This is a genomic window from Luteipulveratus halotolerans (genome assembly GCF_001247745.1).
Classification (GTDB): Bacteria; Actinomycetota; Actinomycetes; order Actinomycetales; family Dermatophilaceae; genus Luteipulveratus; species Luteipulveratus halotolerans.
Map to the genome: position 1 here is coordinate 2,403,323 of NZ_LAIR01000002.1, position 18,546 is coordinate 2,421,868.

15 protein-coding genes are annotated in these 18,546 nt (G+C 70.1%); 2 read left to right on the top strand and 13 right to left on the bottom strand.

Annotated features, from left to right (window positions below):
- Positions 1-57: 57 nt before the first annotated feature.
- From secA to VV01_RS12120, 3 genes are all read right to left on the bottom strand, one after another.
- Positions 58-2,805, bottom strand: a complete 2,748-nt coding sequence (secA, locus tag VV01_RS12110) for a preprotein translocase subunit SecA (protein ID WP_050670108.1) — start codon at positions 2,803-2,805, stop codon at positions 58-60.
- Positions 2,806-2,989: 184 nt separating this feature from the next.
- Entirely contained in the window at positions 2,990-4,090 is a 1,101-nt protein-coding gene (locus tag VV01_RS12115) for a hypothetical protein (RefSeq protein WP_050670109.1), read from the bottom strand.
- A 2-nt stretch (positions 4,091-4,092) separates the two neighbouring features.
- Complete coding sequence (locus VV01_RS12120; RefSeq protein WP_050670110.1) at positions 4,093-4,593, bottom strand: SigE family RNA polymerase sigma factor; 501 nt, start codon at positions 4,591-4,593, stop codon at positions 4,093-4,095.
- Positions 4,594-4,715: 122 nt separating this feature from the next.
- Between VV01_RS12120 and VV01_RS12125 the strand changes: the two genes are divergently transcribed.
- On the top strand, positions 4,716-7,016 hold the full coding sequence (locus VV01_RS12125) for a GNAT family N-acetyltransferase (protein ID WP_050670111.1): 2,301 nt from the start codon (positions 4,716-4,718) through the stop codon (positions 7,014-7,016).
- Between the two features lie 6 nt (positions 7,017-7,022).
- Here VV01_RS12125 and VV01_RS12130 read toward each other — a convergent pair whose 3' ends face one another.
- From VV01_RS12130 to ahcY, 7 genes are all read right to left on the bottom strand, one after another.
- The gene (locus VV01_RS12130; RefSeq protein WP_050670112.1) at positions 7,023-7,721 is read right to left on the bottom strand and encodes a response regulator; all 699 of its coding nucleotides are present in this window, start codon (positions 7,719-7,721) and stop codon (positions 7,023-7,025) included.
- A gap of 59 nt (positions 7,722-7,780) precedes the next feature.
- Positions 7,781-8,500: a ribosome hibernation-promoting factor, HPF/YfiA family gene (gene hpf / locus VV01_RS12135; RefSeq protein WP_050670113.1), complete on the bottom strand. Its 720-nt coding sequence runs from the start codon at positions 8,498-8,500 to the stop codon at positions 7,781-7,783.
- 172 nt (positions 8,501-8,672) lie between these two features.
- Positions 8,673-9,413, bottom strand: coding sequence for a ComF family protein (locus VV01_RS12140; protein WP_050670114.1), 741 nt, complete (start codon positions 9,411-9,413; stop codon positions 8,673-8,675).
- 91 nt (positions 9,414-9,504) lie between these two features.
- Complete coding sequence (locus VV01_RS12145; RefSeq protein WP_082220954.1) at positions 9,505-11,298, bottom strand: LpqB family beta-propeller domain-containing protein; 1,794 nt, start codon at positions 11,296-11,298, stop codon at positions 9,505-9,507.
- Entirely contained in the window at positions 11,295-13,046 is a 1,752-nt protein-coding gene (gene mtrB / locus VV01_RS12150) for an MtrAB system histidine kinase MtrB (protein ID WP_071606364.1), read from the bottom strand. Before mtrB ends, VV01_RS12145 begins: the two co-directional genes overlap by 4 nt.
- Before the next feature lie 4 nt (positions 13,047-13,050).
- Positions 13,051-13,728, bottom strand: coding sequence for an MtrAB system response regulator MtrA (mtrA, locus tag VV01_RS12155; RefSeq protein WP_050670116.1), 678 nt, complete (start codon positions 13,726-13,728; stop codon positions 13,051-13,053).
- Between the two features lie 161 nt (positions 13,729-13,889).
- Positions 13,890-15,338 (bottom strand): adenosylhomocysteinase, encoded by a 1,449-nt coding sequence (gene ahcY / locus VV01_RS12160; RefSeq protein WP_050670117.1) that lies wholly within the window; start codon positions 15,336-15,338, stop codon positions 13,890-13,892.
- A 168-nt stretch (positions 15,339-15,506) separates the two neighbouring features.
- Here ahcY and VV01_RS12165 point away from each other — a divergent pair, with 168 nt between their 5' ends.
- Complete coding sequence (locus VV01_RS12165; RefSeq protein WP_050670118.1) at positions 15,507-15,746, top strand: hypothetical protein; 240 nt, start codon at positions 15,507-15,509, stop codon at positions 15,744-15,746.
- Here the strand turns inward: VV01_RS12165 and VV01_RS12170 are convergent.
- From VV01_RS12170 to VV01_RS12180, 3 genes are read right to left on the bottom strand one after another with little or no spacing between them, the layout of a single operon-like run.
- Positions 15,732-16,274 carry a DinB family protein gene (locus VV01_RS12170; protein ID WP_050670119.1) on the bottom strand — a complete coding sequence of 181 codons (543 nt, stop codon included), beginning with the start codon at positions 16,272-16,274 and terminating at the stop codon, positions 15,732-15,734. The two genes, VV01_RS12165 and VV01_RS12170, sit on opposite strands and share 15 nt — an antisense overlap.
- Entirely contained in the window at positions 16,261-17,082 is an 822-nt protein-coding gene (locus tag VV01_RS12175; protein WP_050670120.1) for a metallophosphoesterase family protein, read from the bottom strand. Before VV01_RS12175 ends, VV01_RS12170 begins: the two co-directional genes overlap by 14 nt.
- Before the next feature lie 42 nt (positions 17,083-17,124).
- Positions 17,125-18,447, bottom strand: a complete 1,323-nt coding sequence (locus VV01_RS12180) for a hypothetical protein (protein ID WP_050670121.1) — start codon at positions 18,445-18,447, stop codon at positions 17,125-17,127.
- Positions 18,448-18,546 lie beyond the last annotated feature (99 nt).

The following is an 18,546-nucleotide window of genomic DNA, read 5'->3' on the forward strand; positions in this document are numbered from 1 at the left end:
GGGCCGGGTCCCGGAGATGACTCCGGGACCCGGCCCTGTGCGGTCGTCGTACGACGATCAGCGGCTCTTGGCCTTGGCCTTGCTCCTGGACCTGGAGCCGCCCGACTTCTTGTCGGCCTTGGCGCGGGCGCGGCGCTCACGGCGCGGCAACGAGGCGTCCTCATCGAGCACCCGGCCCTCGTCGTCGACCTCGCGCTGGTGGGCCTGACCGTCCTCGCCGGGAGCGCTCAGCTGCATCTTCGGCTTGCTCGCCGGCAGCGACGACTCGACCTCGGCGGGGTCGACCTCGACGTGGAAGAAGTACTGGACCGACTCCTCCTTGATCGCGTCGTTCATCGCGTCGAACATCTGGTAGCCCTCGCGCTGGTACTCGACCAGCGGGTCACGCTGAGCCATCTGACGCAGGTGGATGCCTTCCTTGAGGTAGTCCATCTCGTAGAGGTGCTCACGCCACTTGCGGTCGAGCACGGACAGGACCACCCGCCGCTCCACCTCACGCGCGACGCGGTCGCCGAGCTGGGCCTCGCGGGCGTCGTAGGCGTGCTGGGCGTCCGAGCGCAGCTCTTCCTGGAGCAGCTCGACCGTCAGGCCCGCGCGGCCGCCGACCTCCTCCTCGACCTCGTCGGGGGTGATGGCGACCGGGTAGAGCTGGCGCAGCGCCTCCCACAGCTGGTCGAGGTCCCACTCGTCGACGAAGCCCTCGTCGGTCGCACCGTGGACGTAGGCGTCGATCGTGTCGTTGACGAAGTAGCGCATCTGGTCCTCGAGGTCCTCGCCCTCGAGCACCCGGCGGCGCTCGTCGTAGATGACCTCGCGCTGACGGTTGAGGACGTCGTCGTACTTGAGGACGTTCTTGCGGATCTCGAAGTTCTGCGCCTCGACCTGGCTCTGCGCGCTCTGGATGGAGCGGCTGACCATCTTGGACTCGATCGGGACCTCGTCCTCGATCTTGGCGGTCTGCATGAACCGGTCGACCATCGCGGCGTTGAACAGACGCATCAGGTCGTCCTGCAGCGACAGGTAGAAGCGGCTCTCGCCGGGGTCGCCCTGACGACCGGCACGACCGCGCAGCTGGTTGTCGATGCGGCGCGACTCGTGCCGCTCGGTGCCGAGGACGTACAGGCCCCCGAGCTCCTGGATCTCGTCGTGAGCCTTGGCGACCGACTTCTCAGCGCGCGCGAGCGCCTCGTCCCACTGCGCCTCGTACTCCTCCGGCGTCTCCTCGGGGTCCAGGCCCTTGTTCTTCAGCGTCGCGACAGCCATGAACTCGGGGTTGCCACCGAGCATGATGTCGGTGCCTCGACCGGCCATGTTGGTGGACACCGTGACGGCGCCCTTGCGGCCGGCCTGCGCGACGATCGCGGCCTCGCGCTCGTGGTACTTGGCGTTGAGCACCTCGTGCGGGATGCCCTTGCGCTTGAGCATCTCCGAGAGGCGCTCGCTCTTCTCGACGCTGGTGGTGCCGACCAGGACGGGCTGGCCCTCCTTGTGGCGGCCGGCGATGTCGTCGACCACGGCGCGGAACTTGGCCTCCTCGGTGCGGTAGACGAGGTCGGCCTGGTCCTTGCGGACCATCGGGCGGTTGGTCGGGATCGACACCACACCCAGCTTGTAGATCTGGTACAGCTCGGCGGCCTCGGTCTGGGCCGTACCGGTCATCCCCGAGAGCGTGGAGTACATGCGGAAGTAGTTCTGCAGCGTGACCGTCGCGAGCGTCTGGTTCTCGTTCTGGATCTCGACGCCTTCCTTGGCCTCGATCGCCTGGTGCATGCCCTCGTTGTAGCGACGACCGGACAGCATGCGGCCGGTGTGCTCGTCGACGATCATGATCTCGTTGTTGACCGCGACGTAGTCCTTGTCGCGCTTGAACAGCTCCTTGGCCTTGATCGCGTTGTTGAGGTAGCCGATCAGGGGCGTGTTGTGCGCTTCGTACAGGTTGTCGATGCCGAGCAGGTCCTCGACCTTCTCGATGCCCGACTCCAGCAGACCGACGGTCTTCTTCTTCTCGTCGACCTCGTAGTCGCCGCTGCCGGGGACGACCTTGTTGTCGCGGTCCTTCTTGGCGCGGCTGAGGTGCTGGACGATCTTGGCGAACTCGACGTACCACTTGGTGGCCTCGTCGGCCGGACCGCTGATGATCAGCGGGGTGCGGGCCTCGTCGATGAGGATCGAGTCGACCTCGTCGACGATCGCGAAGTTGTGGCCGCGCTGCACCAGCTCGTCCTGTGACCAGGCCATGTTGTCGCGCAGGTAGTCGAAGCCGAACTCGTTGTTGGTGCCGTAGGTGATGTCCTTGGCGTACTCGGCACGACGCTGCTTGGGCGTCATGGAGGCCAGGATCACGCCGGTCTCGAGGCCGAGCGCACGGTGCACGCGGCCCATCAGCTCGGACTGGTACTCGGCGAGGTAGTCGTTGGTGGTGACGACGTGCACGCCCTTGCCCGAGAGCGCATTGAGGTACGACGGGAGCGTCGCGACGAGCGTCTTGCCCTCACCGGTCTTCATCTCGGCCACGTTGCCCATGTGCAGGGCGGCACCGCCCATGACCTGGACGTCGAAGTGCCGCTTGCCGATGGTGCGCACGCTGGCCTCGCGGACCGCGGCGAAGGCCTCGGGCAGCAGGTCGTCGAGGGTCTCGCCGTTCTTGAGGCGCTTCTTGAAGCTCGCGGTCTCGGCCTTCAGCTCGTCGTCGGTGAGCTTCTGGAAGTCCTCTTCGAGGATGTTGACCTGCTCGGCGATGCCCTCCAGCTTCTTGACAAGGCGGCCTTCGCCAGCACGCAGTACCTTCTCGACGATCTTGGGCACGCAGGACTCCTGGTCGTTGCGCCGGTGGGGCGACGCTTGCGGTTGGCATCCCGGTCGACGTACGCGCTGCCGGCCGGATGACGACGTGCCCCGGGCGCAGCACGTCGTGATGCTGCACACAGGACAGACCCACCTAGGGTAGTCGTTCCTTCCAGCGAGTCACGCCGGACCGGGGTTCCCGGGCTCACCCGGACTGCAGCGGGCGGGTCTGTGGGCGCCCCGCTGCGTCCTTCCAGGTGATCGACCGGGTCGGAGGTGCCGCCACCTCGCCGCCCTGCTCGGTCATCTCGAAGGTGACAGCGTCCAGCGGAGTGCCGGCGAGAGGCTGCACCCGGGGGCGAACCGGCAGCGGCGTACCGTCGCTGATCACCGTCAGGTCCGTCGCTCCCCGCGGGAGCGCGAGCGCGTACGTCGTGACCGGCGCCGCCGTCCCGTCCGGCGACCCGCCGGAGGTCTGCTCCGAGGCGAACGCGTCGACCGGGGCCTCCTGCATGCCGACCCCGCTGGCCATGAACGTGCCGAACCGCGTCGGGTCGCTCGCGAAGGCGTAGACGAAACCACCCGGAACGCGCGCGACTCCGGCCCGCTCCCCCGTGCTCGAACGCACCTCGCCCGTGCTGGTGAACCACCGGACCGCGGTCAGCCGCCCGACGAGGAGCGGACTGTCCGACACCGCCACCCTGCGCCCTGAGGGCAGGACTGCTCCGACCGTGGTGGCGCTGGTGAAGTCGGCCTCTGACGTCGAGACGGGATCGAAGCCCGTGGTGGCCGACGGCACCGGCGCCACCACGATGGTGCGCTCGCCGTCGGTCAGCTGGACGACTCCGCCCTTCAGCCGGGCCACCTCCTTCAGCGCGCGACCCGAGCCGGCACGCACGACGGTGAGGGCGCCCGTGCTGCTCTCACGCACCTGGTAGCGCTGAGCGCTCAGCCGCTCGGTCGGGTTCGTGGAGTCGACGTCCTGGGGCTCGTTGCTGCCGAACTCCACCTGGTCACGCGGGAGCCCTGCAGGCATGGACCCGAAGAAGCTGTACGGGCGATCGTCGACCACGGTCGACGACGAGGCGGCCGGGAACGTGCCCCGGTCCGCAGAGATCGGTGGCCCTTGGAGGGCGAGTCCGACGAGGACACCCGCCACGGCCGCTGTAACCCCGATCTGCACGGCCCGGCGCCGTCTGGCTCGCCGACGTCCACGCGAGCGGACACGGTCGGGGTCGATCGTCATCGGCGGCGCAGGGGTGTCGCGTACGAGCGTCACCAGATCCAGATCGTCCGAGTGCTCCATCGTCATACCTCCTGGATCTGGGTGAGTGCGGCGCGCATGGTCGCGAGCCCCCGAGAGGCCGAGCTCTTCACCGTCCCGAGGCTGACCCCGAGTGCCTCGGCCACCTCGCGCTCGGACATGTCGTCGTAGTGGCGCAGGACCACGATCTGACGCTCGCGTGGCGGGAGGTCACGCAGCAGGCGAACCAGCAGGTCGCGGTCCTCCGCGCGACGGTGCTCGTCCGCACCCACGGCGGACTCGGGCACCGCGCCGTCCGAGGACAGCGTCTCCTTGCGGCGCCGTCGCCACCGATCCGTGCGCAGGTTCATGAGCACGCGCCTGCTGTAGGCGAGCGGGTTGTCCGAGCCGACGCGGCCCCAGCGCACGTAGACGCGCTCGAAGGTCTCCTGCACGAGCTCCTGCGCCAGATGCGGGTCGCCGCAGCTGAGCCACGCGAGGTGGAGCAGCCGCGGTGACGAGGCCGTCACGAACGCGACGAAGTCGGCCTCGTCCTCGGGCTTCACCGGACCTCCCCGTGCGGCTTCATGACGTCAAGGACGCAGCAGCCCGCGACAAGGTTGAGTGCCGGCCGTCGGCGCGCCGTATGTCCGTTGAGACCGCAGGCCATTGTTGCTTGGGTGAGGCCATGCGAGCGCCGACGTTCCCCGATGTCGTACCCACCCTGACCGACGGTCCGGTCACGCTGCGCGACCACCGGCCTGCCGACGTCGAGCGCTTGGTCGAGCAGGTCAACGATCCTCGGTCGCAGCGGTGGACCACCGTACCGATGCCGTACGACGCGTCGCACGCCCGCGGTTTCCTGCAGGTCATCCGTTCCGACTGGGAGGACGGGGCCGGCCGGTGGTGGGCGGTCGAGGTCGACGGGCAGTTCGCCGGGACGATCAACTACCAGGTCACGGGGGCAGGCGTCGGTGACATCGGCTTCGGGCTGCACCCGGACGTCCGCGGCCGCGGCATCGCCGGCCGGTCGGCCCGGCTGATCATCGACTGGGCCTTCGCGCACGACGCCGTCGACGTGATGGTGTGGCGGGCCATGGTCGGCAACCTCGCGTCCTGGCGGGTGGCGTGGGCCAACGGGTTCCGTCGCGACGGCATGCAGCGCCAGTCCCTGGTCAACGGGCTCGGTGAGCGCGGCGACGCGTGGACGGGCTCGCTGCACCGCGACGAGCCACGGACTCCGCGTCACCCCTGGTGGGAGGCTGCCGTTCTCGAGGGTGACCGCGTACGCCTCCGGCCCTGGCGCGAGGACGACGCACCGTCCGTCGTCCCGGACGAGGTGGCCGAGCGGTTCAACGAGGGCATGCAGCCGACACCCGAGGGGTTCACCGCGTGGCGGGAGCAGCGCCTGGAGCGGATGTCAGTGGGCCAGGGCGTGTTCTGGTGCATCGCCGACGCCACCACCGACGAGCCGCTCGGCGGCATCCAGGTGCAGCACCTGGACCGCGACTTCACCCGAGGCAGCGGCACGATCGGCTACTGGCTGCACACCCACGCACGCGGCCGAGGCGCCGTGCAGGACGCCCTCGCACTCCTGGCGCCGCACGCGTTCGCCGACCGCACCGACGACGCCGGGCTCAGCGGCCTGGGTCTGCACCGGCTGTGGGCGGGCACCGACGAGGGCAACCGCGCCTCACAGCGGGCGCTTCGCCGGGCGGGGTTCCGGCAGGCCTCCACCGAGCGCGAGGTGATCGCCCACGACGACCGACCGGCGAGCGGGGCGATCTCGTTCGAGCTGCTCGCGAGCGACGACCGGGTGGCGCAGACCATCGAGCCGGCCGTCGTACCTGTGCTCGAGACGACGCGGTTGCGGCTGCGACCGTGGCGACCCGACGACCGACCGCGGCCTGAGCAGGACCTCGACCGCGACTCGTTGCGGTTCATGCCGGCCGGCGCCCAGCCCGACGCAGCGACGTACGACGCGTGGTACGAGCGCGGTGAGCGGATGCGCGACCTCGGCGCGGTCGTGAAGTGGTGCATCGCCGACGAGGCGACCGACGCACCGCTCGGCGCGCTCATGCTCTTCGAGATCGGCGCGGGCGCACCCGGCAACGCCGAGATCGGGTACTGGCTGTACGCCGACGCACGCGGCGCCGGCGTGCTGCAGGAGGCGATCCCGGCGGTGCTCGAGCACGCTTTCGCCCCCGTCGCCGAGGAAGGCCTCGGCCTGCACCGCCTGCACGCAGCCACCGACGCGGAGAACGTCGCGTCGCAAAAGCTGTTGGAGCACAACGGGTTTCAGCGCTGGGGTGCCGATCATCAGGCGTTCGCACGAGCGGACGGCTCGTTGGCGGACGGCACGTTCTTCGAGCTGCTCGCCGACTCCTGGCGCGCCCAGCAGGACGACGCCCCCTCCCCCGGTCTCGACGTCGCGGTCGTCGACGGCGAGCGCGTACGCCTGCGCCCCTGGCGGGACGCCGACGCACCACGCATCGTCGAGGCGTGCAGCGACCCGGTCACGCGGCACTGGCTCTCGGGGCTGCCCGACCCGTACACGCCGGAGTCGGCGCACGGCTACGTGCAGATGATGCGGGACAAGGCCCGGGCGGGAGCCACGGTCGGCTGGTGCATCTCCGACCCGGCGACCGACATCGCGATCGGCGCGATCTCGTTGATGGGCCTGGACGGGCTCGACCCGACCTCGGCCGAGATCGGCTACTGGGTCCATCCTGACGTGCGCGGACGCGGTGTCGTCACCGAGGCGACGACTCTCGCCGTACGCCACGCGTTCGTCGCGGTCGAGGACGGCGGCCTCGGGCTGCGGCGGCTCACCCTCAACGTCGCCGAGGGCAACGAGGCGTCGGCGGCCGTGCCCCGTCGGTTGGGGTTCGCCCATGTCGGCACCGACCGTCGCGCCGAACCGCTGGGCGACGGGTCGTACGTCGGTCTGCTGCGGTTCGACCTGCTCGCCGACGACGGGGACGGCTGAACCGCCTCAGACCCCGTCGGGGTCGTCGACCAGGTTGTTGCGGATGGCGTACATCGCGGCTTCCATCCGAGAGCTGAGCTGGAGCTTCTCGAGGATGTTGCGCATGTGGTTCTTGACGGTGTTCTCGGAGATGTAGAGCTCATCGGCCACCGTGCGGTTGCTCCAGCCGCGGGCCACCAGCGCGAGCACCTCGCGCTCGCGGTCGGTGAGCACGGGCACCGAGGACTCCGGGGCCGAGCCCGCGGCGGCGGATGGCGCGGTGCGTACGAGGTCGGTGAACTCTCCGAGCAGCACCGACGCCAGCGACGGGGACAGCAGCGGCTGCCCGCCGTGGACCGCACGGATGCCGCCGGCGAGGTCGTCGGGGCCGACGTCCTTGAGGAGATAGCCCGTCGCGCCGGCCTTGATCGCGGCGACCAGGTCGTCGTTGACGTCCGAGGCGGTCAGCATCAGCACCTGCGAGCCTGGCGAGGCGGCCTTGATCTGCCCGCAGGCGGCGATCCCGCTCTCACCGGGCAGGTAGATGTCCAGCAGCACGACGTCGGGCGCCAGCTCGCGTGCCATCGGGATCGCCTGCTCAGCGGACTCGGCCTCGCCGACCACGTCGATGTCGGGCTCGAGGTCGAGGACGACCGCGATGCCGCGCCGGTAGATGCCGTAGTCCTCGACGACCATGACACGGATCGGGCGTGGCTCGGCGCTCACGGGCGGACTCCTTCCGCCGGGGGCTGGTCTGCGACCTCACCCCCGGCGGAAGGTGTGGCTCAGGCGGACTCGGCCCTCGCAGCGGCCCGCCCCGGCACAGCGTCCGGACCACTGCGCGCGACGCGGACGGGATCGCTGTCCGGGCTCACGGCGCTGTCTCGGTCGACCTCGAGCTGGATGACTCCGTAAGACCAACCTCGACGACGATAGACGACGCTCGCCTTGCCGGTCTCGGCGTCCTCGTAGAGGTAGAAGTCGTGTCCGACCAGCTCCATCTGGCTGAGCGCCTCATCGACGCTCATCGGGTGCGTCGAGTGGACCTTCTCGCGCAGGCGCACCGGGCAGTCCTCGTCGCCGCCGACCTTGACGATGTGGTCGGGCAACGGCTCGCCCTCGCCGTCCGGTGAGGCTCCGAGCTCGTGGGTGGGCAGATCAGCGGTGGCCTGGGCGACGGAGATCGGCTGGTGCCGGCCGCGGTGCACACGACGCTTGTCGTGCTGGCGGCGCAGACGCTCCAGGATGCGGCTCATGGCCAGGTCGAGCGCGGCGTACTCGTCGTCAGCGCTGGCCTCGGCGCGGATGACGGTGCGCTTGGCCCGGCAGGTGATCTCGATGCGCTCGGCTTCCTTGGCCTGGCGCGGGTTGGCCTCGTGAGTCAGGACGACGTCACACCGGGTGACCCTCGGGTCGAGCTGTGGCACCTTGGCCAGCTTGCCCTCGATGTGGCGGCGGAACCGGTCGGGGACAGTCGCGTGACGTCCCGTGACGGTGATCTCCATGGACAACCTCCTGAAGTCGGTGATGCAGATCAGCGGGCTGCTCAGGCCCGGTCAGGAATCGGCATCACCCCCAGGTCGAGCGGAGGGTGGGCACTCGGCGGGAGACGCTGGCGCGGAGCCGAGATGGGCTCGACGCACCAGGCGCTGCGTGGGCAGCAGGTGCTCCATAGAGTCACGGTAGACGACCGTCCCCGCGCCGTCTACGGATCGCGCCGACCGTCCGAGGGGTGGCCGCCAGCACCACCGCGACCACGCGGTGCGCGCCCGCATGATGCAGCGCGCGGGCCGCCTCGGTGAGCGTCGAGCCCGTGGTCACCACGTCATCGGCGAGCAGGCAGGTCGCCCCGTCGACGGACGCTCCACGGCGTACGCGAACCGCTCCCTCGAGGTTGGCCCAGCGCTGAGCGGCGCTCAGGCCCGCCTGGTCTCGCACGCGGCCGACCTGCTGCAGCACGCTGCTCGCCACGAGCCCGGAACGGCCGCGCGTGGCCTGCTCGACGACCTCGGCCCACGGGTCGCGGCCACGCTCACGCACCGAGCGGCCCGAGGACGGCGCGGGCACGACGAGCACCCGCTCGCCACGTCGCAGCGCCGAACGGGTGAGGTCGTCGGCCTCCAGCGCGGTCGCGGCCGCGTCGCACCACCACGCCGCGAGCAGGTCCAGCAGGTCGACCCGTCCGCCGTCCTTGTGAGCGACGACGGCCGCCCGCACCGGCCCGTCGTACGACGTCGCCGCCCACGTCGGCGGGAAGCCCGGCGGACACGGGTCGGGCCAGGTACGACGCGCGGGGGTCTGCCGGAGCCGCACCACCTCGCCGCGGCAGGACGCGCACCAGGGCTCTCCCGACACGTCACACCCGGCGCACCGCACCGGCAGCACCAGGTCGAGCAGAGCGTGGGTCAGCGCCGTCATGGTTCCCACCTCAGCGCAGGACGGGCGTCGGCAGCCATCGCCGCGGGCAGCCTTGTGGACGCCCGGGTCGGCTGGCCAGGGATGTGGACCGCTAGGGCGCCGGGACGACCAGGTCCGAGCCCTCGGCGATCGCGTCCCACGAGCTGCCTCGCCGGGTCACGATGGTGTTGCGGTTGGTGATGACGGCCATGCTGAACTGCGACGCGGTGCCACCCACGACCTGCTGCGCACCCGGCACCGCGCCCAGCGCCTCGGCCGTGTCGTTGAGAGGCACCCGCACCGGCTGCACGACCCCGGGGTCGGAGCTGACCCGCCCGAGGACCGCGACCGTGGTGCCGTCGATCCAGCTGACGTCGGAGGCAGCCAGGATCGAGGCGTTGAGCGCACGCGGGGTGGTGAGCCGCACGGCCTGGTCGTCACGGTCGCGCACGACACCGTAGACCTGCACGACCGTCGCCTGGGTCGTGCGGTCGCGCAGCACGAGCGCCGCGCGCTGTCCGTCGGGCGCCACGGCCACCGACACGATGTCCTTGCCCTCCAGCCCGGGTACGACGATCGGCTCGGGCTGCACGCTCACTGCGGGTCGGCGGGTGTTGATCACCCAGATCGTGGCCGGGCCCGCCGCGGCCGCCGGCTTGCCCGGCGCAGCGTTGTCCGTGCCGAGCGACTGGCCCGCGACCCACAGTCCGTTGACACCGTCGTACGCCGGTCGCACCAGCTGTCGTCCGAACGGTGGGACCTGGTGCAGCCGGCCACCGATCCAGCGGCCGACCGTCCGGTTGTCACCCGAGACGCCGGCGATCTCCTGGGTCTTGCCGTCGGCCGCGAGCCAGTGCCAGTTGGTGCCGATCGCGGGGAGGTCACCGAGGTCCGGCTGGCCACGCTGAGGCCGTGAGATGTCGTTGCGCCGCTGGTCGTCCCAGTGCAGGCCGTCGGCGTCCCGCACGATGACCGACTGGTAGGCCGGCGCGACCACGCGGTATCCGATGTCGTCGGCGCTCAAGGCGTCGGCGCTCACACCGGGAGCAGGGAACGGAGCACCGTTGACGGTGATCTCGACGCGGCTCACCTGCGTGATGTCCTTGAGCGTCTCGACCATCGCCGCCCACAGGGTCGCGCGGTCCTGCGGCGCCGCCAGCAGCGCGTCCTCGGACAAGGAGATCGTCGCCACGCCGGTCGAGGACACCGGCACCGAACCCACCAGCTGCGTGCTGGCAGGCACCGACCGGCGTACGGATGAGGTGAACCACGGCGCCGGAGGCGACAGCACGGCCTTGGTCATCGAGGTGATGCTGCCGCGCTTGGGCAGCCAACGCTGGTCAGGAACCAGGACCTTCTGCTCGTTGGCAGCGCCGTAGTAGATCGTGCGCTGCTGGTAGAGGTTGTCGAAGCTGGACGACGTCAGCCACAGCCCCAGGCCGTGTGGCACCGACGACACCCGCCACTCACCGCTCACCCGTTGCAGAGGGAGCCGCAGCGTCGAGGCGGTGGGCCGGACCAGCTGGGTCATCCGACCGTCGGCCGACACGGTGGCGATGACGGTGGCGGTGACCGTGACCTGCGTGCCCTGCTGCTCGACGGCGAGCGACCCGTTGCGCAGAACTGCGATGCCCTGGTCGGGGTTCCACTCCTTCACCGCCGCCGGAGTGAGGAACTCCTTCGCCGTCGACTGCCGGTCATCGATGCCGGTGTGGGCGTAGACGAACCCCGCCGCGATCTGTGCCGGCGTGCCGCCGGGCGTCGGGACCTCGGGCTGGACGTCGACCTGCGGCTCGTCGGGTGCGCGGCCGATCTCCTGCCGCGGCACCACCCCGGAGTGGTCCGGGATGCCGCCGCAGCCGGTCACCAGCACGGCGATCAGCACCGCGCCGAGCACGCGTCTCATCGGTCACCACCCGTGTCTCGTACGACGATCGCCGGGCGGGCATCGGTGGGGTCCTCACCGCGCTCGATGGCGCGCCCCTCGTCGACCAGCCGCGTCGGCGACCGCGAGATCGCGGTGGAGGTGGTGAGCGGCAGCGTCAGGCGGAAGCAGGACCCCTCACCCAGCTCGCCCCACGCCTGCAGCCAACCGCGGTGCAGCCGGGCGTCCTCGAGCGCGATCGACAGCCCGAGACCCGTTCCACCCGTGGTCCGGGCTCGTGCGGGGTCGGCCCGCCAGAACCGGTTGAACACCATCGACGCCTCACCCGGACGCAGGCCGACGCCGTAGTCGCGCACCGACACCGCGACGGCGGTCGAGTTGACGCCGACGACCACGTCGACCGGCCCGCCCTCGGCGTGCTCGAGCGCATTGGTCACCAGGTTGCGCACGATCCGCTCGACACGCCGCTGATCCATCTCGGCCCGGCACGGGTCGGCAGCCTGCAGGCGTACGCGGACCCCGTTGCGGTCGGCGATGGTGCGGGTGGCCTCCAGGACCCGGCGTACGACGTCGCGCAGGTCGACCTCCTCGACCTCCAGGGCCGCCGCTCCGGCGTCGAAACGGCTGATCTCGAGCAGATCGGCCAGCAGCGACTCGAACCGGTCGAGCTCACGCAGCAGCAGCTCGGAGGACCGGGCGACCGGTGGCGTGAACGCCTCACGGCTCTGGTGGATGAGGTCTCCGGCCATCCGGATCGTGGTGAGCGGGGTCCGCAGCTCGTGCGACACATCGGAGGTGAACCGCTGCTGCACCTCGGACAGCTCCTCGAGCTGACGGATCTGCCGCTGCAGGTTGTCGGCCATCGCGTTGAACGACGTCGCGAGGCGCGCGAGGTCGTCCTCGCCGCGCACCTGCATGCGCTCGTTGAGCGCACCTGCGCTGAGCCGTTCGGCGACGTAGCGGGCCGAACGCACCGGCGCGACGACCATGCGGGTGACCATGAACGCCAGCCCACCGAGCAGCGCGAGCAGTAGCAGGCCGCCGAGCAGGAAGGAGTTGCGGACGATGTCGAGGGTGTTGACCTCCTGGTTCATCGGGTAGATGAAGAACAGGTCGTACTCGCCGGCCGTGAGCAGCTCGACCCGCGAGCCGATCACCACCGCCGGGACCGTACGCGTGCCCGGAGTCGGGTCGTCCGCACTCACCGGCGTCGTGACCCGGGTCATCGTCGCCTGCTGGTGGGTGTCGTCGTCCTGGATGGCGTCGCGGATCTTCTGCGGCACCCAGCGCAGGTCGGCGCCCGTGGAGTTGAAGCTGCCGACCCCGACACCGCTGTGCTGTCTGCCGGGGATCAGCACGACCTGGCGGGAGCCGTCGGGCGCGCGCAGCTTGGTCGACAGGTCGAGCGCGACCTGCCGCAGCGTGTCGGGGTCGGTGTTGGGCGCACTGTCGATCGTGTCCTGGGCCTCGGACAGGCGCGCGTAGGCGTCCTGCTCGGCGGAGGCCATCTTGGCGTCGACCAGGCCGTCGGCGATGCGTTGGTACATGAACGTGCCGAGCGCGAACGACACCAGTGACCCGAGCAGGACTGTCACGGTCATGACCCGGACGAGCAGAGAACGACGCCAGGGCCGCAGCACCTTGCGCAGCAGTCGGCCCAGCCGCCAGCGGGCGCGCATCGACACCAGCCGGAGGCGGTGCTCCCAGGACGGCTCGGCCGCCGTCGCCTGCCGGTGGGCGGCACCGTCAGAGCCTGCGGTGCTCGACATGGGCCTAGCTCGAACCCGCCTTGTAGCCGACGCCGCGGACGGTCAGCACGATCTCAGGGCGCTCGGGGTCCTTCTCGATCTTGGACCGCAGCCGCTGCACGTGGACGTTGACCAGCCGGGTGTCACCGGCGTGGCGGTAGCCCCAGACCTGCTCCAGGAGCACCTCACGGGTGAAGACCTGCCAGGGCTTGCGCGCGAGCGCGACCAGCAGGTCGAACTCCAGCGGCGTCAACGAGATCGGGGTGCCGTCGCGCTTGACCGTGTGGCCGGCGACGTCGATGGTCAGGTCGCCGACGTCGAGGCGCTCGGGCTCGGGCTCGTCACCCCGACGCAACCGTGCTCGTACGCGCGCGACGAGCTCCTGCGGCTTGAACGGCTTGTTGACGTAGTCGTCGGCGCCCGACTCGAGCCCGACGACGACGTCGACGGTGTCGGTGCGAGCGGTCAGCATGATGATCGGGACACCGGACTCGCCGCGGATACGACGGCACACCTCGATGCCGTCGATGCCCGGCAGCATGACGTCGAGCAGGATCACGTCGGGCTTGCTGTCGCGGAAAGCCTGGACGGCGGTGCTGCCGTCGGCGCAGTGCGTGACTTCCAGGCCCTCGCTGTGCAGGATGATGCCGAGCATCTCGGCGAGTGCGGGGTCGTCATCGACGACGAGTACGCGGCCCTTCACCGTGGTGTTCCTTCCCTCCGGGCTTCCCGGGCTCGCGATCGGCGCGCCAAGGGTCGCGGCACATTTTCACACAGCCCTCTGCAAATGCGCCGCCCCCACGCAGGTACGCCGCCCGCTCGGGTGAGCGGACGGCGTACAGGCGGTGCGTGGAGCAGCAGGGCTCAGTAGCGGTAGTGCTCCGGCTTGTACGGGCCGGCCACGTCGACACCGATGTACTCGGCCTGCTTCTTGGACAGCTCGGTGAGCTCGACACCCAGCGCACCGAGGTGGGCGCGGGCGACCTTCTCGTCGAGGTGCTTGGGCAGCGTCGCCACGACGGGCTTGCCGTCCTGGACGTAGTCGTCGCCCTTGGTGAACAGCTCGATCTGGGCGATCGTCTGGTTGGCGAACGAGTTGGACATCACGAAGCTCGGGTGGCCCGTGGCGTTGCCGAGGTTCATCAGGCGACCCTCGGACAGCACGATGATCGACCGACCATCGGAGAACGTCCACTCGTGCACCTGCGGCTTGATCTCGACCTTCGTGATGCCCGGGATCTTGGCCAGACCGGCCATGTCGATCTCGTTGTCGAAGTGACCGATGTTGGACACGATCGCCTTGTTCTTCATCTTCGACATGTGCTCGGCGGTGATGACGTCGAAGTTGCCGGTCGTGGTGACGAAGATGTCGCCGTACTCGACGGCCTTGTCCATCGTGGTGACCTGGAAGCCCTCCATCGCGGCCTGCAGCGCGCAGATGGGGTCGATCTCGGTGACGACGACGCGTGCACCCTGGCCCGCGAGCGACTGGGCGCAGCCCTTGCCCACGTCGCCGTAACCCGCGACGACGGCGACCTTGCCGCCGATGAGCACGTCGGTGGCGCGGTTGAGGCCGTCGATCATGCTGTGGCGGCAGCCGTACTTGTTGTCGAACTTGGACTTGGTGACCGAGTCGTTGACGTTGATCGCGGGGAAGAGCAGCTCACCGGCCTTGGCGAGCTCGTACAGGCGGTGGACACCGGTGGTGGTCTCCTCGGTGACGCCCTTGATGCCCTCGGCGATCTTCGTCCACTTCTGCGGGTCCTCGGCGAGGGCCTTGCGCACGAGCGCCTTGAAGACGCTGAACTCCTCGGAGTCCTCCTCGGTGGTGGGCGGCACCTGACCGGCGGCCTCCCACTCGCGGCCCTTGTGGACCAGCATCGTGGCGTCGCCGCCGTCGTCGAGGATCATGTTGGGGCCCTCGCCGCCGGGCCAGGTGAGGATCTCGTTGGTGCAGTCCCAGTACTCCTCGAGCGTCTCGCCCTTCCAGGCGAAGACCGGGACGCCCTTGGGGTCCTCGGGCGTGCCGTCGGGGCCGACGACCGCAGCGGCAGCGGCCTCGTCCTGAGTGGAGTAGATGTTGCAGGAGGCCCAGCGGACCTCGGCGCCGAGAGCGGTCAGCGTCTCGATGAGCACGGCGGTCTGCACGGTCATGTGCAGCGAGCCGGCGATCTTGGCACCCTTCAACGGCGCCTCACCCGCATACTCAGCGCGCAGCGACATCAGGCCCGGCATCTCGTGCTCGGCCAGTCGCAGCTGGTGCCGGCCGGCCTCGGCCAGGCTCAGGTCGCGAACCTTGTGATCGAACGACATGGTGAAAGAGCTCCTGTCGGTGGTGGTTGGTCGACCCGGCGCGCCCTTCTGGGAACTCGCGGGTCATCACCCACGCCGGCGCGCGCCAGTCTAGAGGCTCTGTCCTCCGGACGCCTTTCGTGCTCCGATGGTCGTGCACACCGACCGCACGAGACCACAGGAGTCACCATGGCCGACGAGTCCGACCCGACGCCCGCGCAGCCCGACGGTGAGATCTCAGAAGAGCTGAAGGTGCACGTCGACACCGACCAGCTGCACGAGTGGGACAAGGTGCGCGACGACTACACCCTCGACAGCGACGCCGAGACGCACCGGCCCGCGATCGCCGAGGAGTCCGCGACGCCGCCCGAGGACGAGGTCGAGGCGTCCGAGGCGCAGGACCCGGACGCGGGCTCAGCCGGCGACTGACGCGTCGACGTCGTGGAGGTGATGGCGCAGGTCGTGCAGGCCGTACTGCGCGAGCGTCAGCACCGTGAACTCCGACCCGTTGGAACGCAGACCCGTCCGCTGCCACTCCGGCTCGGTGACGGTGTCGTAGCCACGGGCGTACGAGCTCGCGGCCTCGCGCAGCTCATCGGCGACGGCTGACGGGTCCTGCTCGGCGTACCTGCTCTCGGCGGCCGTGACGTCCTGGTCCCAGTTGTCGAACGTCGGCTCGTCCTGCTCCAGCATCAGCCGGGTGCGCTGCTCGAACAGACGGCAGACGTCGCGCACGTGGCAGGCGTACTCCAGGTCCGACCACACCCCGGCCGTACGCCGGTCGCGCGCGTCGGCGCGCTGCAGCACCGCCGGCCACGGCTGGGTGAGCTCCAGGACGAGAGGTCCGACCTGCTCGGGCTGGACGGAGCCGGCCTCGAATCCGCAGTCAGGGCAGGCCTTCTGCAGCACCCATGTCCAGTCCTTGGTGTCCGGCGTGATGGGGTCAGGCGTCGTCATCGGAACGCTCCTCTGAGGGTCGGTGCGCCGGGGCGCGGTGGTAGCGGCGCGCCTGGCCGGACCGCACGTCGCCACGGTAGACCCCGTCGCGCAGCTCGCTCACGTAGAGGTCGTGCTCGGGCGCCCCGAGGGCGGCCGACACCGCCAGCTCGGCCTCGACGTCGTACGGGACGCGCACGAAGGAGATCCCGAAGGGTGCCGGCTGCGTGCCGCCGAGCACCCCCTCCAGGACGACGTAGTGCGGCGTCGTCTCGTCGAGGCTGTTGCCGACGCTGCCGGTGTTGAACAACGTCAGCCCGAAGTCGGTCTCGCAGAACGCGTCGTGGGTGTCGCCGTAGCCCACGACCGTGGGCGCGGGTCCGTCACCGGTCGCAGCAGTGCTGGCGAACATCGCGAAGAACTCCTCACCGTCGTGGTCGAACCGCACGCGGTGGTGGACGGAGTCGGACGAGGCGTGGAAGAGCCGGATCTGCCGACCGCTCATCACGAAGTCGTGGCAGAACGGCAGCGCCTTCAGCCAGGCACGCTGCTCGGGCCGCAGCTCGTCGTGCCACCACCGGATCGCGCTGCCCTCGGGTGCGTCGGCCTTGTCGGGCAGGAAGTCGTCCCAGTTGCCCTGGACGTTGACCTCACACCGCTGCTGGCACAGGTCGACGCACGCCTGACCGCGCGGCCCCTTGCCGACGTAGTCACCGAGGTTGTAGATCGTGGTGATGCCGCGCGCGTCGATGTCGGCGAGCACCGCCTCGAGCGCCGTGAGGTTGCCGTGGACGTCGGAGATGAGGGCGATGCGGTCGAGTCGGCTCACCCGCGCATGGTGTCAGCCAGGTCCGACCGCACCGCCGTCGGCTCAGCCGGCGCCGCCGGCCACGACGACGTCGCGGCCGTCGGTCGCACTGATGTCGAGCCCACCCAGGTCCGGGCCCGAGGAGGTCGTGTGCACGGCGTCGGACTTCCGGCCCGTCGCCCGGATACCGCCACCCGCCGTGAGGGTCTTCAGCCCGCCCTCGATCTCGACAGTGACGACCTCGTCGCCCTGCGTCGCGATGACGCCGCCGACCGCGACGGTGTCGACCTCACCGCCGTCCTTGACGCTCAGAGCGATCGCCTTGAGGGTCATCTGCACACCCTTGACCAGGCTGCTGCCCTCACCGCCGTCGGTCGTCAGGTCACCGCGGATCTCCAGGCGTGGCAACGGTTTGCTGATCTGAACGCCGACCGAGCCGTGGCCGTGGGTCGCGATGCTGGCGAACGACGCGTGCTCGAGCGACCCGTCGTACAGGTCGAAACCGCGGGCACCCTTGCCGAACGTCTCGACCGGCGCGGTCACGTCGAGACGGGTGATGTCGCCGAAGTTGACGAAGCCGATGCCGCTCGGACCCCGTGACACCACGGGCGCGCTCGCGGTCCACGTCTGCACCGTGCCCCAGTTGTCGAGGACCATGTCGTTCTGGCCGTACGTCGTCACCGGACCCTGGTTGTCGACCGTCTCGACCTCGGCACCGGAGATCACGAACACCCCGCCGGAGATGAGGTCGGGTGTGCCCTCGGGGATGCCGCCGTTGCTGTGGATCTCGCCGGTCGTGAGGGTGCGGACCTTGAGCACTCCCCCGTCGCCCTTGCCCTCGGTGTCACCGTGCCCACCGACGAAGACACCGCTGCCGCGCACCGGCGTCTGCTGCGAGCCGGCCGCGACGCCGGCGATCTCGGCGGTGACCTCGACCGCCGGGTCGGCCTGGCGGTTCCACAGCGTGAACGCACCCTGCAGCGCCTCCACGCCGTACCCACGGGGTCGCTCGGCGCGACCGCGCACGTCGGCCTCGGTGATGGTCAGCCCGTCGACGACGACGTGGCGGACGGCGTCCTGCGCCACGAGGTAGACCTGGCCCCGGCTCGTCACACGTCGCAGCTCGATCGTGCCGAGCCCGTCCCGCGTGGTGTCGTTGAGCACGGCCACCTCGTCGGGCTCGGTGACGATCGAGATGTCCTCGACGATGTTGTCCTTCGTGAGCCGGACTCCCTTGGCACCGAAGCGGATCGAGCCCCCGTGCAGGCGTACGCCGGGTGCGAGCGTGATCATCCCGACCCCGGTGATGTCTCCGCTCACCTCGATGTCCGGGTCAGCGTCCTTGACGGCCTGCTGGAGCTCTTGGGCGGTGGTGACCGTGGCCATGGTGCCTCCTCGTGAACGAGCAACGACCTGCACTCGCGATCCTGGCGAAGCGTGCGCCCGGAAGGCAGACCCAGCAGCAGGTTCTCAGCCGATGATCAG

Excerpts from the sequence above, each read along its gene's own strand:
- VV01_RS12115 (WP_050670109.1), bottom strand. The coding sequence starts at position 4,090 with ATGGAGCACTCGGACGATCTGGATCTGGTGACGCTCGTACGCGACACC.
- VV01_RS12125 (WP_050670111.1), top strand. The coding sequence starts at position 4,716 with ATGCGAGCGCCGACGTTCCCCGATGTCGTACCCACCCTGACCGACGGT.
- hpf (WP_050670113.1), bottom strand. The coding sequence starts at position 8,500 with ATGGAGATCACCGTCACGGGACGTCACGCGACTGTCCCCGACCGGTTC.
- VV01_RS12140 (WP_050670114.1), bottom strand. The coding sequence starts at position 9,413 with ATGACGGCGCTGACCCACGCTCTGCTCGACCTGGTGCTGCCGGTGCGG.
- VV01_RS12145 (WP_082220954.1), bottom strand. The coding sequence starts at position 11,298 with ATGAGACGCGTGCTCGGCGCGGTGCTGATCGCCGTGCTGGTGACCGGC.
- mtrB (WP_071606364.1), bottom strand. The coding sequence starts at position 13,046 with ATGTCGAGCACCGCAGGCTCTGACGGTGCCGCCCACCGGCAGGCGACG.
- ahcY (WP_050670117.1), bottom strand. The coding sequence starts at position 15,338 with ATGTCGTTCGATCACAAGGTTCGCGACCTGAGCCTGGCCGAGGCCGGC.
- VV01_RS12165 (WP_050670118.1), top strand. The coding sequence starts at position 15,507 with ATGGCCGACGAGTCCGACCCGACGCCCGCGCAGCCCGACGGTGAGATC.
- VV01_RS12170 (WP_050670119.1), bottom strand. The coding sequence starts at position 16,274 with ATGACGACGCCTGACCCCATCACGCCGGACACCAAGGACTGGACATGG.
- VV01_RS12180 (WP_050670121.1), bottom strand. The coding sequence starts at position 18,447 with ATGGCCACGGTCACCACCGCCCAAGAGCTCCAGCAGGCCGTCAAGGAC.